The 13952-nt window shown below is 48.0% G+C and carries 13 protein-coding genes; 3 read left to right on the top strand and 10 right to left on the bottom strand.

The genetic code is table 11. The features are described from left to right. Nucleotides 1–14: 14 nt before the first annotated feature. The 3 genes from SPIRS_RS13745 to SPIRS_RS13755 all read right to left on the bottom strand — a co-directional run bounded on the left by SPIRS_RS13745 (nucleotide 15) and on the right by SPIRS_RS13755 (nucleotide 3870). Complete coding sequence (locus SPIRS_RS13745) at nucleotides 15–1622, bottom strand: amidohydrolase (RefSeq protein WP_013255290.1); 1608 nt, start codon at nucleotides 1620–1622, stop codon at nucleotides 15–17. A gap of 51 nt (nucleotides 1623–1673) precedes the next feature. Further along, nucleotides 1674–3068, bottom strand: a complete 1395-nt coding sequence (locus SPIRS_RS13750; protein ID WP_013255291.1) for an APC family permease — start codon at nucleotides 3066–3068, stop codon at nucleotides 1674–1676. 142 nt (nucleotides 3069–3210) lie between these two features. Beyond that, nucleotides 3211–3870 (bottom strand): GntR family transcriptional regulator, encoded by a 660-nt coding sequence (locus tag SPIRS_RS13755; RefSeq protein ID WP_041866096.1) that lies wholly within the window; start codon nucleotides 3868–3870, stop codon nucleotides 3211–3213. A 219-nt stretch (nucleotides 3871–4089) separates the two neighbouring features. Here SPIRS_RS13755 and SPIRS_RS13760 point away from each other — a divergent pair, with 219 nt between their 5' ends. Next, a complete protein-coding gene (locus tag SPIRS_RS13760; RefSeq protein ID WP_013255293.1) occupies nucleotides 4090–5265 on the top strand; it encodes an amidohydrolase in 1176 nt (391 codons plus the stop codon). 23 nt (nucleotides 5266–5288) lie between these two features. Here SPIRS_RS13760 and SPIRS_RS22165 read toward each other — a convergent pair whose 3' ends face one another. Then, nucleotides 5289–5618: a sigma 54-interacting transcriptional regulator gene (locus tag SPIRS_RS22165; RefSeq protein ID WP_095522522.1), complete on the bottom strand. Its 330-nt coding sequence runs from the start codon at nucleotides 5616–5618 to the stop codon at nucleotides 5289–5291. Between SPIRS_RS22165 and SPIRS_RS22895 the strand changes: the two genes are divergently transcribed. Together SPIRS_RS22895 and SPIRS_RS13770 are read left to right on the top strand one after the other, a co-directional pair. Beyond that, nucleotides 5545–5697 (top strand): NAD-binding protein, encoded by a 153-nt coding sequence (locus SPIRS_RS22895; protein WP_407635917.1) that lies wholly within the window; start codon nucleotides 5545–5547, stop codon nucleotides 5695–5697. The genes SPIRS_RS22165 and SPIRS_RS22895 overlap by 74 nt on opposite strands. Beyond that, complete coding sequence (locus SPIRS_RS13770; protein ID WP_216086390.1) at nucleotides 5694–6179, top strand: rhodanese-like domain-containing protein; 486 nt, start codon at nucleotides 5694–5696, stop codon at nucleotides 6177–6179. The genes SPIRS_RS22895 and SPIRS_RS13770 overlap by 4 nt, the downstream gene beginning before the upstream one ends. Before the next feature lie 139 nt (nucleotides 6180–6318). On the opposite strand, the gene SPIRS_RS13775 is transcribed toward SPIRS_RS13770, so the two are convergent. The 6 genes from SPIRS_RS13775 to SPIRS_RS13800 form a co-directional block, all read right to left on the bottom strand. Beyond that, nucleotides 6319–8685 (bottom strand): xanthine dehydrogenase family protein molybdopterin-binding subunit, encoded by a 2367-nt coding sequence (locus SPIRS_RS13775; RefSeq protein ID WP_013255294.1) that lies wholly within the window; start codon nucleotides 8683–8685, stop codon nucleotides 6319–6321. After that, a complete protein-coding gene (locus tag SPIRS_RS13780) occupies nucleotides 8678–9169 on the bottom strand; it encodes a (2Fe-2S)-binding protein (RefSeq protein ID WP_013255295.1) in 492 nt (163 codons plus the stop codon). Before SPIRS_RS13780 ends, SPIRS_RS13775 begins: the two co-directional genes overlap by 8 nt. A gap of 63 nt (nucleotides 9170–9232) precedes the next feature. Then, nucleotides 9233–10213 (bottom strand): ornithine carbamoyltransferase, encoded by a 981-nt coding sequence (locus tag SPIRS_RS13785; protein WP_013255296.1) that lies wholly within the window; start codon nucleotides 10211–10213, stop codon nucleotides 9233–9235. A 62-nt stretch (nucleotides 10214–10275) separates the two neighbouring features. Further along, the gene (locus SPIRS_RS13790; protein ID WP_013255297.1) at nucleotides 10276–10767 is read right to left on the bottom strand and encodes a (2Fe-2S)-binding protein; all 492 of its coding nucleotides are present in this window, start codon (nucleotides 10765–10767) and stop codon (nucleotides 10276–10278) included. A 2-nt stretch (nucleotides 10768–10769) separates the two neighbouring features. Further along, nucleotides 10770–11639 carry an FAD binding domain-containing protein gene (locus tag SPIRS_RS13795; protein ID WP_013255298.1) on the bottom strand — a complete coding sequence of 290 codons (870 nt, stop codon included), beginning with the start codon at nucleotides 11637–11639 and terminating at the stop codon, nucleotides 10770–10772. Between the two features lie 12 nt (nucleotides 11640–11651). Continuing rightward, nucleotides 11652–13949 (bottom strand): xanthine dehydrogenase family protein molybdopterin-binding subunit, encoded by a 2298-nt coding sequence (locus SPIRS_RS13800; protein ID WP_013255299.1) that lies wholly within the window; start codon nucleotides 13947–13949, stop codon nucleotides 11652–11654. Nucleotides 13950–13952 lie beyond the last annotated feature (3 nt).

A 13952-nucleotide genomic window follows, 5' to 3' on the forward strand; every position in this document is an offset into this window, starting at 1 on the left:
AGGTCTAAAACCGATCATCTTTCATAAACAATGTTGCCACCAAGAATGGTCATAAGAACTTGTGTTGTTTTAATTTCATTCGAAGGAACGGAAAAAATGTTTTTATCCAGCATAACAATATCAGCATACTCTCCTGGTTTAATGCGTCCTTTCTCATTTTCTTCAAATGAGGCATAGGCACTTGCAACAGTATAGTTATCGACAGCACGATAGATATCGACTTTTTCATCCGAATAAAAACCATTATCAGGATAATTGCTTAGATCCTGCCGACTAACAGCACAATGCAGGTTAGCAAAAGGATCAAGATCTTCTACGGGGCAGTCCGTTCCGTATGAAACATGAACTCCTAAACGATCCATGGTATTAAAGGCATAGGAAGTTGACGCTAATTTCTTTCCGACCCTGTTTTCAACAATATGCATATCGTAATGAAGAAATATCGGTTGCACAAAAGCCAATACATTTAAATCACGAAATCGCTTCAGTAATCCTATGTCGGTAATTTGACAATGAACTACACCATGCCGTAAAGGATTGTTGCCATTTTTAATAACCTTTTCATAGCTATTCAACACTTCTTCAATTGCAGCATCACCGATTGCATGAGTTATGACCTGCATCTTATGTTTCGAAGCCTTAGCAACAATTGCATCCATTTCTTCCTGCGGCATAACTTGGAGTCCCTTTGTTTGAGGATCATCAAAGTACGGGGATCGCATAAATGCAGTTCGAGATCCTAAAGATCCATCAGCAAATATTTTCATAGGACCAAATTTTAAGTAAGAATTTCCATAATTTGTTACATAGCCTTGCTGAATACAATCTTTAAACGGGCCTTCATGGTCAATACTGCACTGCATACACACGCGTGTTGATAATTCACCGGATGTATAAAGATCGTTGAAAACCTTAAGCATTAATTGATAATTATCATTCAGAACATCTCTAGATTGAATGGAAGTAACACCCTTGGTCCTCGCATAATCCATAGCCATTTTTACGCTTTCGCGCATATCTGCATACGAAACATGAGGAATAATTTTTTTGATGCACTGTATGGCATTTTCACCGAAAACGCCATTTGGCTCACCGTCGTGATCAAAACCAATAGAACCGCCTTCCGGCTGATGCGTATTTCTGTTGATTCCGGCCATCTTAAGTGCTAATGAATTACAAGAAACGAGATGTCCACAAACGCGATCTAAAATGATTGCATGTTTCTTTGATATCTTATCGATATCAAATTTCGTCAAGACTCGTTTTTTATCAGTAAAATAATCCTGGTTCCAACCGACACCACGCAACACAGTGCCAGGAGCAGGTCTATTTTTCTCAATAAACTCCTGACCGCGAGCTATAATCTCGTCGATAGATGTTGCACCGGAAACCTTAATCATCTTCATCTTTGATCCAAGATCATAGAGGTGCATATGAGAATCATTAAAGCCCGGTATCACGGTATTCCCTTGTGCATCAATTTTTTTTGCGTCGGAAGGAATGGCATCACGTAAATCTTCTAAACTTCCAACAAGAGAAATTTTTCCATCTTCGATCAATAAGGTGTCAGCAAAAACTCCACGATCAACGTAGATGCGTGCATTATATATTGCAATATTCATTACAACCTCCAAGATTGTAAGACATCAATTTTAAAATACGATTTACGATAATTATGCGTTATGTTCCATTCCTTTCTGGTTTCTGGCTTTAAAATAGCGATAAAAAAGATATCCAACAGCCGGGACAACCAAGCCGACCAAAGAAGTAGTGGGATCATTAATCAATGTATTAATAATCAATCCAACCATAACCAAAATGGTAATAACGACAGTCGTTAAACCACCCCAAACTTTGTACGGGCGTTCAATATTTGGAAGTTTCTTTCGAAAGACAATAACAGCACCTATTGTCAACGCCTTGAAAGTCATGCTGGAAAAAATAACTAAAGAAGTTAGTTGATTTAAATCTCTTAACAACACCAGCAGGCTCGAAATAATCATCTGCACAATAATTGCTGTTGAGGGGGTTTTGTATTTCGGATGGAGTTTTTTAAACGACTTAAAAAAAAGGTTATCATGTGCCATTGCATAATACTCACGTGGGAAAGACATAATACAACCATTCAATGATCCAATCATAGAAATAACCATCGTTACTGCAACAATTATTCCACCGATACTTCCCAATACTACTTTTGCAACTTTTGTTCCAAGATATAAATCACCGTTGTTTATCATGTTATTAATCTGATCAGCAGGTAATACTCTGTAGATTGCAAAATTGAATAGCACATACAAAACAGTAACCGAGCTAATTGCAATAATTATTGAGAGCGGCAAATTCTTCTTTGGATTTTTAATTTCTTCAGCAACTGCATTGAGGTTGGTCCATCCGTCATAGGCCCATAGTGTAGCAATAGTTGCAAAGGCAATCATCCCAAGTATTCTTGACAGTCCAGGATCAGAGACGGGAATCAGACTTAGGTTAAGTGGCTGTTTCCCCATAAAAAGACCTAATACAAGAATCAGAACAAGTGGTATTGTTTTTGCAATCATAAAAATATTCTGAATAACTGACCCTTGTTTAACTCCTCTATAATTAACTCCTGACAAAATAATTATCGTTAAAATTGCAACAAATTTTATTGTAATAGTCCCCATTGGAATAAGGACGGCTAAAGCAGTAGAAAAAGCAAGAGCAATTGCAGCATTAGAGCCAGCGCCACTAATTAGCCAACTAGTAAATTCGTTCATAAATCCAACGGCTGGTGAATATGCTCTGCTGAGGTATACATACATACCTCCTGCCTTTGGCATCATTGCTCCCAACTCTGCAAAACAGAGCCCACCCAGCAAAGATATAACGCCACCAATAATCCATGCCAAAAGGGAAAGCCCCATGCTCATACCACTTCGTTGAAGGGCATATGCACCTATATAAAAAATACCCGAACCAATCATTATTCCACCAATAATGCTCACTCCGCCAAAAACACCTATTTCCTTTTTGAATTCTGATTTTTCAGCGAGCAACTGTTGAACTTCATGTTCCTTCTTATTGTTCATCGTTCCCTCCTTTACTATTAGATCAGAATGAAAACCGAAAAATCTATGCACAAACAATTAGGTCTGAACATTTTTTTACTATAGAGAACCTCCTTATTTTAGTTGAGAGTATCTATTAAATACTTTTTAGGATCCAAATTTTTTATGTAATCAGATTTTTGATATCCTGTTCAAATGACAAAATATCATTTCGGAGATTTTCTACCGCGGAATCTAAATCTCCTTTTTCTAAAGCCTTTACGAGTCCTGAATGAAAGGTAGATACTGGAAGTTCCATACTATATTCACGGATCATTGTTTGAGTCACACCACGACGAACCAATTGCATTGTCTCTTTCAACATTCGAGCCATTAAAAGATTTCCTGACAATTCATTTAACCTAAGATGGAATTTATCATTAAGCTGCATTTTACGATCCAACGTCTCACCAGCATCCTGGGAAGCCCGAACTTTATCCGATTCAATAGCCACTTCTTTCAACTCCCGAATGTTTTCCTTGGTAAGGCGAGGAAAAGCAAGTTTTAATCCTTCAAGTTCTATAATAAGCCGCATATATAAAGCGTCTCGCATATCTTTTTCAGAAATTCTCACTACCTGATATCCCGCCCGAGGAATATTCTTAAGAATATTCTCCTGGCAGAGTTCAATTAGAGCCTCACGCACAGGGGCTCTGCTAACATTGAACATCTTTGTAAGCTGACTTTCGACTATAAGCGAATCTGCTTCAAAATCATTTTGAAGAATCATAGTCAGAATTTTTCGATACACTTGTGATTTTAATGTCTCTTTCTTTGTTGCCATTAACACTCTCGCTCCATTATTGTATGATTTGTTGTATATCTTTAGTATTACTACTGATCATATCAGCAGTATACAGGCACATCTCTGATTCTGTCAAATTTTTTCTTTCCACTTTTTATAGCTTCACCGTTAATTGGATTTCAAATAGTATAGAAATTTTACACTCCCAATTTTGCCTACATTGACAGCTCAAAGTATTTCTCTTAACATCAGAAAGACATGAAAAATATAAATGCGCTATCTGATGCCTACTTTTCATATGCTGTTGATTTAAGAAGAGAATTACACCAAAACCCAGAACCAAGCCTTCTTGAAGAACGTACTTCCCGTAGAGTTGTCGAAGAATTAAATAAAATAGGTTTAGAGGCAAAAAAAATAGCAGGTACAGCTGTTATAGCCGAAATTGAAGGAAACACAAGCGGAAAAACTGTTGCCCTACGTGCTGATATGGATGCTCTTGAATTAGTTGAAGAAACAGAACTGCCGTATAAGTCAAAAGCGGTCGGTTTAATGCATGCCTGTGGCCATGATGCACATACCGCCAGCCTCTTGACGGCTGCCAAAATACTCTCTGAATTAAAAACATCATTTCCGGGAAAGATAAAATTAATTTTTCAGCCAGGTGAGGAAATTGCTTTAGGTGCAAAAAAAATTATATCAACAGGGGTACTTTCCGACGTTGATGCTATTTTTGGTATCCATATCTGGAATGAAGTTCCGTCAGGTAGAATTGCGATTGATGCTGGTGCTCGGATGGCCGCAGTTAGCAAGTTCACAATTGATGTCATTGGCCAAGGAGGTCATGGATCAATGCCGCATCAAGGAATTGATGCCATCGCTGCAGCTTCAGCCATTGTTCTTAATTTGCAAAGTATCGTCAGCCGTGAAATAGACCCAATGGAAGCGGCTGTCCTTACCGTCGGGGTTCTTAACTCAGGTACTACTTATAATATCTTAGCTGGAAAAGCTCATTTGGAAGGTACTACACGATGTTTTAATCAAGACGTAAATGAGCAGCTTCCTTTAATGATAAAGCGAGTGGCTTCGGATACCGCAAAAGCCTATCGGGCAGAAATCAAAACCGATTATCAGAATTTGACCTTAGTTGTAAAGAATGATCAATATCTAACACTATTGGGGAAACATGCTGTACAAGAATTATTTGGTCCTTCCGTACTCTTCAACCTGAAGCCAACGACTGGCGGAGAAGATTTTTCTTTCTATGCAAAAGAAGCTCCTTCACTTTTTGCCTTCGTCGGAGGCAGAAATGAAATGAAATTGCCCTATTACCCTCACCATCATCCCAAATTCGATATTGACGAGGATGCCATCAAGCAGGCAACTGCCCTTTATGCAAAGTTTGCCATTGACTTCTTAAACGATACAGAAACCTGAGACACGTTTCTTATTGACTTCGATCAAGCTTGCTTCTGCAGAACTCTCAAAAGGTGCACCTGTATTGTCAGAGAGATGTCGCTGATTTCATCCAAAACGAAAGCTACACAGTTAACAGCGACAAAAGGCGTATCCCAGCGTGGAAAAAGATGATGGATAGCTCCGGTAAAAAGCTTCTTTCCTGTACCACTTGCTCCTTCGATGAGGACAGTACTGCCGCTTTCGGTCAGAAGCGGTAAGATATCAAAATGCCGAGTCATAGCAGGGCTCCCTCCAAAGATAAAGAAAGCGGTTGTCGTCGGAGGCGAATTGATTGGTATCGAAACCTGTGTAGCACTTGAATTGGTTGACATTAAGACTACGGTCGTGGAAATGCTCCCACAGATTCTTATACTCCTCGATTGGCAGCTGGCTAAATGCTGGAAACCATGAAAAAAATCCATACAGTTGTGACGTTCATCACAGACAATGCTGTGGCAGCCTTTTTAGGTGCTGACGGAGATACAGGCAAGCTTCTCGGATTCGAATGGCTCCCCTTCTCGCCGGCCATCGACAACATTGTTGCCTGTGCCGAGGTGTTACAGGATAAGATGAGGGGCCTTATGGATGGGATCTCATGTGTCGAGGTCAAGGAAAAACTTGATCGGGGAGAAAAGCCCTTCATCATCGATGCACGAAGCCCAGAAGAGTGGGAATCGATGCGGATAGGCATCGGCGAACACCTCATACCTGTAGGTACCGTTCGTCACCGCCTTAACGAACTCCCCGAAGATAAAAGTACTGAAATCATCACCTACTGTAAAATTTCTCTCAGGGAGTATGAAGCGGCAAGAACCCTCATCGCCAATAGATATACGAATGTAAAAGTCATGGAAGGCGGCATCATGGCCTGGCCATATCACCGGGAAAAATAACCTCGCCTGCCGGCAGCAACGTTGGCTGCTGCCGGTGATTTTCATCCCCATACTACGTCATGGAAACCGAAGAGTTCCAGATAGAAGCGAAGGAAGCACCTCCGACATAGCTATGTTGACTGACTGAAAACTCTGCCACTCAGCTTTTGTTCCCGGCCGCAACCTCTTTAATATACTCAGGAGTAAGAGGTATTCTGTCCAGCTTAACCCCACCCAGGGCATGGGAGACGGCATTGACCACCGCCCCTGCTATGCCGTCGGTGGCACATTCGCCTATGCTTTTTGCTCCGAAGGGGCCAGCCTCTTCCGGATCTTCTACCGTTTCGACATGAATTTTCGGCATTTCCGAGGCCCTGAACATGTGGTATTTCTTGAAGGTTGGATTGGAAACCTTTCCGGATTCGGAATCGATCAACATCTCCTCGGAGAGGGCGTAGCCGAGTCCCATATGCATGCCACCGTGGACCTGCCCTTCATACGTGGCCGGGTTGATCACCTTTCCCGAATTGTGAACCGACAAAAGATCGATCACCTTTACCTCTCCGCTCTGTCTATTCACTTCGACCTCGCAGAAGACTGCCACGTAGCTGTCGATAGAATCGAGAGACTCAAAGGTCTCGGTGGCGATGAGTTCACGCTGAGGATTTCCCGCGCTTCCATCCTGGGCCGAGCCGACCACGTCCTCAAAGCTTACCCGTGTATCAGGCTCCTCCCGGTCCACAACAAAGCACTCCTCGAGTTCAAGGCGATCTTTCGGAACCTTAAGCATCGAAGCGGCCTCTTTGATGAGTTGTCCCCGGAGATTTCGAGCAGCCATGATGGTGGCGTTTCCGCCGATATAAGTGGTTCGGCTTGCCTGAGCGCCGAGATCGAGGGGGGTGACATCGGTATCCGCTTCTATGATTTCGATCTCACCGGGAGGAATGGTAAGAATCTCGGCCGCAATCTGGCTAAGGACCGTTTTGGCACCGGTACCTAGGTCGTGGGTACCGGTCAGAAGGGTTGCCGTACCGTCGTTATTCATTCGCAGGGTAATGGTGGTGATATCCTGATAGACTGGATACCAGCCGTTGCCGTGAACGGCAACATCCATACCGATGCCGTGAACGATGGCCTGTGCCCCGTCGTTACCATCTTCGGCCCTGGCCCGCCGCCGTTTCCAGTCGAAAAGCTCCACACCGCGGTCGATGCAGTCGACGATACGGGCATTGTGCATATCGTTGCCCATACAGTTTTTATGGTGCGGCTTTACGACGTTCATCCGCCTGAATTCGGCAGGATCGTAGCCGAGGGCTCGGGCGATGTTTTCGGTGTGGGTCTCCCGGGTCACCATGATCTGCGGACAACCGTAACCGCGCATGGCACCGGCCAGGGGGGTATTGGTGTAGTAGCTTGCACCGGAATAGAACATCTTTTGTGCACCGTAGAGAATAAAGGTCTTACCCGACTGGGCCCCTACGGTGTTGGGACCGCTGCCGGCATAGGCACCGGTATTCAGCGCGCTTTCCACATGCTGGGCAACGATCGTGCCGTTTTTGTCTACGCCGGTACGAATTCTCAGAATTCCTTCGTGCCGGGTCCGGCTTGCCATGAAGTTTTCCTGCCGGGTGAGACGGATCTTGACCGGGCGCAGGGTTTTCATGGAGAGCAATGCAACAACGGGTTCGTGCATCACCTCGAGTTTTCCGCCGAAAGCGCCGCCGCAGACGGTTTTGATGACCCTGACGCGGCTCTGTTTCATGCCGAGGCTGGTGGCAATAACATCCCGAAAACAGAACACATTCTGGCCGCTGGTCCAGATCGTCAACTTTCCGTCCCGGGTGTAATGGGCGATGTGGGTAACAGGCTCCATATAGCCGTGATGGACCCTGCTGGTATGAAAGGTATCATCAAAGCTGTATTCCGCCTCTTCGACGGCACGGAGGACCTCATCTTCATCGTGGCTGCCGTAGGCAACCCTGCCCCCACAAATATTGCTTCCATCCACACCATAGGGATTGGCCTGCACAGCATCCGGCTGGATGGCATCCTCCAGGCGTATCACCGACGGAAGGATTTCATACTCCACATCAATCAGCTTGATTGCCTGGGCCGCGATGAACTCATCATCGGCAGCCACTGCGGCAACCCGGTCCCCGACAAAACGGACCGTATCGTCGAAGATATACTCGGTCTTCGGCATGTCGAAGGGACTTGTATCCATGTAAAAGCGCATGGCACTATTGAAAATAATCCTGGGAGCATCCTTCCAGGTCACCACCGCCCGCACCCCGTCAAGGGCCTCGGCTTTGCTGGTATCGATGGAAACGATCCTCGCATGGGCGTGCGGAGAAAAGAGGATCTTCGCATGAAGCATTCCCGGCATTCGCAAATCGTCGATGTAACGAATCTCTCCGGCAGCCTTCATTTCGGCCTCCCGGTTGGGAAGGGGCTGACCCACATAGCGGAAACCTCGTTCGGCGATCTCCTTCTCAAAAATCTTCATCTCCCGATAACGTTCAGCCATGGTTCTGCTCCTTCATTCGCTCGGCGGCGAGGGCCACGGCCTTCACGATGTTGACATAGCCGGTACAACGACAGAGATTGCCGTCCAGCGCTTTGCGAATTTCCTCTTCCGACGGATCAGGATTCTCCCTAAGAAGGGCCGTTGCCGAGATGATCATTCCCGGGGTGCAGAAACCGCACTGAATGGCCCCGGCATCGACAAAGGCCTGCTGCAGGATATTCAGCTGGCCGTTTTCCTGCAGGCCTTCGATGGTTACCACACACTTTCCGTCAAGATTCTTTGCAGGTATGACACAGCTGTTGACGGCCTTACCGTCGACAAGTACCTTACAGGCTCCGCAGTCGTTGGTCCCGCAACCGTATTTGGTACCGGTGAGACCGAGGACCTCTCGCACAAGGTAAAGCAGGGTCCACTTGCGTCTGACCTGCAAGCTCATGGGAGTTCCGTTAATCGTTACGTTTACCGAAAATTCTTCTTCAGCCATGTATACCTCGTGAAAAAAAAGGCCGGCCGACAGGGCCGGCCCTCGGTCGATACTACTCGCCTGTTAGATCATGGTGGCGGCCATAATCGCCTTCATGATGTGAAGACGATTTTCGGCCTCGTCGAATACTACGGAATGGGGTCCGTCCACCACTTCGCTGGTCACTTCGATGTCCCGGTCGTAGGGCATGCAGTGCATATAAATCGAATCCCTGGATGCCATGTTCATCCGCCGCTGGTCTACGACCCAACCGGGGTTCTTGTCGATAAGAGCCAGGCCTTCCTTCTCGTCTTCGGTGTAGACGATGGGGCCCCATCCCTTTGCGTAGATGATGTCCGCACCTTCGGCAGCAGCATCCATGCTGTCCACAACCTCGAACTTGGTACCGGCAGCCTCTGCATTGGCCTTCGCGGTCTCCATGATTTCGGGTTTCAGCTTGAACTCAGGGGGATGGGCCAGGGTTACATCGAGGCCGAAACGGGGCATAGCGAGAACCAGAGACTGGGCCATGGAAAGGGGCCTGATGTAATTGGGTGCACTGGTCCAGCTGACGCAGATTCTACGCCCCCGTAGTTCGTTGTTGAACTTCTCCTTGATGGTCATGATGTCCGCAAGAACCTGGGTGGGATGGTAATCTTCACACTGCATGTTCACCACGGGAATCTTGGACCATTTGGCGATCTCCCGCATGTAGGCGTTTCCGGTACCGAATGTCTTGCGAATACCGAGCCCCTCACCATAGCGCTCAAGGACCTTAACGGTGTCCTTTGCGGTCTCTCCATGGTCGATCTGGGTCGCTTTTGGGGTAAGAAAGTGAGCATGTCCGCCAAGCTGGTGAATACCGGCTTCAAAGGCGTTCCTTGTTCTGGTCGATTCTTCAAAAAAAAGCATGAAGAAGGTCTTGGCCAGAAGCAGGGTGTTATGAGGGATGCCGAGCTGCCGCTCCTGTTTGAGCCGGGAAGCAACGGCGAGAAGCTGCTCCAATTCGGGGAGCGTCCAGTCCTGAGTCGAAATCAGATGTTTTCCTTTTAGATTGTTGTACATACACACATCTCCTTAAAATCTAAATATGCTTTGAAGCCGCTACGCCTCGCATTTTACCGTGTTTAATGACGCCTTTTGGCGGCAAGCATGTTTCTTGCAGCCAGCCTGATTGCATCGACAATCTGTTTGTAACCGGTACATCGACAGAGATTTCCGCTGATGGCCTGCTTGATCTCCTCGTCGCTCGGTTCCAGGGTCGTATTCAGCAATTCCAGGGAACTCATGATCATACCGGGGGTACAAAAACCGCACTGGATTGCTCCGGCATCGATGAAGGCCTTTTGAAGGGGATGGAGTTCCCCATCGCTTCCGTTCACCCCTTCGATGGTAAGGATATCCGCCCCCCTCGCCTGTCCCGCAAGTACCATACAGGAGTTGACCTTCTTTCCATTCATCAGGACGGTGCAGGCCCCGCATTCACCAATACCGCAGCCCTCTTTCGTCCCTGTCAATCCAAGCTGATCCCGCAACACATCCAGCAGTCTGGCGCTTGGCGCACAATTCACATGGTATTCTTTTCCGTTCACCCGGAAGTCCACAGCAATATCTTCCACTTCTATTCCTCCAGAGCCAGAGCACGGGCTATATTCCGGCTGACAAGTTTTTCCACCACAGGCTTTTTATAGTCGGTAGACCAACGAATACCGCCCTTTTCAATCATATAGGCCGCAGCCGCCAGCCCCGCCTCTTTCAAGAGCCCTTCATCTCCCCTCTTGCCTATCAGCATCTGTTCCACCGTCGGAAAACGGCTGGTTGTAGGAAGGGCGGAACCGATGGCAAGTCGCATCTCCTGTATCATGCCGGAAGCATCCTGCAAGGCAACAACGGCAAAGTTAAGCCTGCTTTTTGCAACGGCCTTTCGGCGAATCAATTTCTCAAAACTTGCCCCGTATCCATCCACAATGGAGGGGAAACGGATCTCCGTCACCAGCTCACCGGGATGTACATCGCTTTTCTTTGGGCCCGGGAAAAAATCGACAATGGGAACCTCCCGCCGTCCGGCCACGGACTCAAGAACGACGCATGCATCAAGAACCATGAGAGCAGGAACCGTATCCGCACATTGGGCAGCCGTTACGATGTTGCCGCCGATGGTGCCACGATTCCTGATCTGGGGAGATCCCACAGAGGCACTGGCATCCTGAAGAATCAATGACTCATGAAGGACCAGCTCGCTGGCGGCAATCTGTGCATGGGTGGTGCCCGCACCGATTCGCAGCCATGTGCCCTCTTTTTTAATATAGGAAAGCTCCGGAATCCTACTGATGTCGATCAGGGCATGGGCCCCTCCGGGAAGCCTTCCCTCCCGAATTCCGATCATAAGGTCGGTGCCACCTGCAACCGGGCGGGCCTTTGAACCATATTTGTCCAAAAGAGAAAGAACTTCATTCTTATTTTTCGCCGCTAAAAATTCCATATCAACCATGTTCAGCTCCCCTCATTTGGTCAGATTTCTACCGATCAGCACCCGCTCAAGATTGAGGGGAAGCTCCCGAATTCGCCGGCCCGTTGCAAACATGAGGGCGTTGGCTATGCTCGGGGCGGCAAGTTCGATTCCGATTTCACCGACGCCCTTAGCCCCGAAGGGGCCGATATTGTCATCGGTCTCGTACAGTTTCAGATCAAAAACAGGAAGGTCGGCCGCCGTAGGAATCATATAATCGTCAAAGTTGCGGGAAAGCAGCACACCATCTTTGCTTTCCATATCTTCCATGATGGCATAGCCGATTCCCTGCATAAAGCCGCCGATCAGCTGCCCTTCTACCTGCTGGGGATTGATGGCCCGCCCCAGTTCGTAACTGAGGGCAACATGATCGACGCTTATCCGGCCGGTATCGGTGTCCACCGAGATATCGCTCACGGCCACACCGTAGATGTAACTGGGATAGGCGTTTCCCCGCCCGGTGGCATGATCGAGGTGTTCAGGGCCCGGCGTATGCCAGCCCTGGGCACTAAGCGTTACACCCAGGCCCTGAAGACAGCGAAGTACAAGGTCGTCAAAGCCGATCTCAAGTTCCTTTCGCTCTTTGTGACTCACCACCTCATGCTCGATCTCAAGATCTGCTGGATCAACCCCCCAGTCCTCTGCAGCTACCTTGAGCATTCGGTCTTTGAGCTTCTGGGCAGCCAGCATAACCGCTTTGCCCCCGGCCAGGGTGCCTCTGCTGGCAACGGTAGGCCCTCCATCCATGGTGACGCTGGTGTCGCTGGTGGAGAAGGTCATGCGATCGAGTCCGACGCCAAGCACCTCTGCGGCGATCTGGGCATGAACGGTTCGCATTCCCTGCCCCATCTCGATCAGATCGCTCTGGATGTTGATGCTGCCGTCTTTATCTATGGTGATGGTTGCACCGGCACAGTCGATTCCCTCGCCTCCAAGCCCAGTGCCCCGAAAGGTGATGGACATGCCGATTCCCCTCTTGATCACCTTCGACTCTTTGTTAAAGGCAGCAAAACGCTTTCGCTTTTCATCCCAGTCGGCACGGGTACAGGTATCCCGTATCATCTCGGCAAGGGGTACCTCAATCTCGCCGGGCTTGAGAATCTGCCCCGTGGCGATCTCATCCCCCGCCTTCAGACAGTTCTTCAGCCTGAAATCCCGGGGGTCCATCTTCAGGTATTCGGCGATCTCGTCCATCAGCGACTCATTGGCAAATACGATCTGAGGAGCGGAAAAGCCACGATAGGCCCCGCCGTAGATGGTATTGCTATAAATTCCGTAGACATCGGTTTTAACATTGGGCGAGTAATAGGCACCGGCGGCATGAACCGAACCTCGCCAGTTGGCGAACATCGCCTTGTTGTTGTAGGCCCCCCCCTGGGTATAGATGGCATCTTCGACGGCGGTGATACTTCCGTCGGCCTTGACCCCAACCTTATAGTTGCAAAGGTACGCGTGTCGCTTGCAGCTTTCGGCAAAACACTCTTCGCGGGTCAGCACCATCTTAACGGGGCGCCCTGTCTTCAGGGCAAGAACCGAACATCTGGCAGCCATGGACATGACGGATTCGTCCTTCCCGCCGAAGCTACCGCCGATGGTTCCCTGAATCACTCGAACCTGGCTCAATTTAAGACCGAGGACCTTTGCCACGTTCTCCCTGATAGAATAGGGATTCTGGATCGATCCGTGAATTTCCACACCGATACGGTAAGGATCAGGAAGGGCGATAATGACCTCGGGCTCAATATAGGCCTGATCGGCGAACTGGGTACGGTAACTTTGTTCAAAGACATGATCGGCCTCGGCAAAGCCCTTTTGAACATCCCCCATATACATGGGATAATGGCTGCTTTCGATAACATTATCCGGAAGATCATCATGGACCTTCAGGTTTGCCTCGATTCCCGCATCCACGCTCCAGACGCCGGGCAGCGTTTCGTATTCCACCTCGACCAGGGCCGCAGCTTGGCTTGCCACATCCTTGGTTTCCGCAGCCACAACAGCAACGCCGTCACCTATGTACTTCACCTCATGATCGGCAAGAACAGGAAAACGACCGAACATAACATTGGTGGCAGGAACATCACGGGCGGTAATAACCGCAGCAACACCGGGAAGCGCCTCAGCCTTCGAGGTATCGATCTTTATGATCTTTGCATGGGGATATGCCGCATAGACGGTCTTTGCATAGAGCTGATGCCCAAAGTTGACATCACCGACATATTTGACACGCCCTGTCACCTTCTCAAAAGCATCCAGTCTGTTGACTGGTTTATTTACTACCTGATACTTCACCCT

It is taken from the genome of Sediminispirochaeta smaragdinae DSM 11293 (assembly GCF_000143985.1).
Classification (GTDB): Bacteria; Spirochaetota; Spirochaetia; order DSM-16054; family Sediminispirochaetaceae; genus Sediminispirochaeta; species Sediminispirochaeta smaragdinae.

Bases quoted from the DNA above. Each gene is read 5' to 3' on its own strand.
- SPIRS_RS13745 (WP_013255290.1), bottom strand. From the start codon at position 1,622: ATGAATATTGCAATATATAATGCACGCATCTACGTTGATCGTGGAGTT.
- SPIRS_RS13750 (WP_013255291.1), bottom strand. From the start codon at position 3,068: ATGAACAATAAGAAGGAACATGAAGTTCAACAGTTGCTCGCTGAAAAA.
- SPIRS_RS13755 (WP_041866096.1), bottom strand. From the start codon at position 3,870: ATGGCAACAAAGAAAGAGACATTAAAATCACAAGTGTATCGAAAAATT.
- SPIRS_RS13760 (WP_013255293.1), top strand. From the start codon at position 4,090: ATGAAAAATATAAATGCGCTATCTGATGCCTACTTTTCATATGCTGTT.
- SPIRS_RS22165 (WP_095522522.1), bottom strand. From the start codon at position 5,618: ATGTCAACCAATTCAAGTGCTACACAGGTTTCGATACCAATCAATTCG.
- SPIRS_RS13770 (WP_216086390.1), top strand. From the start codon at position 5,694: ATGAAAAAAATCCATACAGTTGTGACGTTCATCACAGACAATGCTGTG.
- SPIRS_RS13775 (WP_013255294.1), bottom strand. From the start codon at position 8,685: ATGGCTGAACGTTATCGGGAGATGAAGATTTTTGAGAAGGAGATCGCC.
- SPIRS_RS13780 (WP_013255295.1), bottom strand. From the start codon at position 9,169: ATGGCTGAAGAAGAATTTTCGGTAAACGTAACGATTAACGGAACTCCC.
- SPIRS_RS13785 (WP_013255296.1), bottom strand. From the start codon at position 10,213: ATGTACAACAATCTAAAAGGAAAACATCTGATTTCGACTCAGGACTGG.
- SPIRS_RS13795 (WP_013255298.1), bottom strand. From the start codon at position 11,639: ATGGTTGATATGGAATTTTTAGCGGCGAAAAATAAGAATGAAGTTCTT.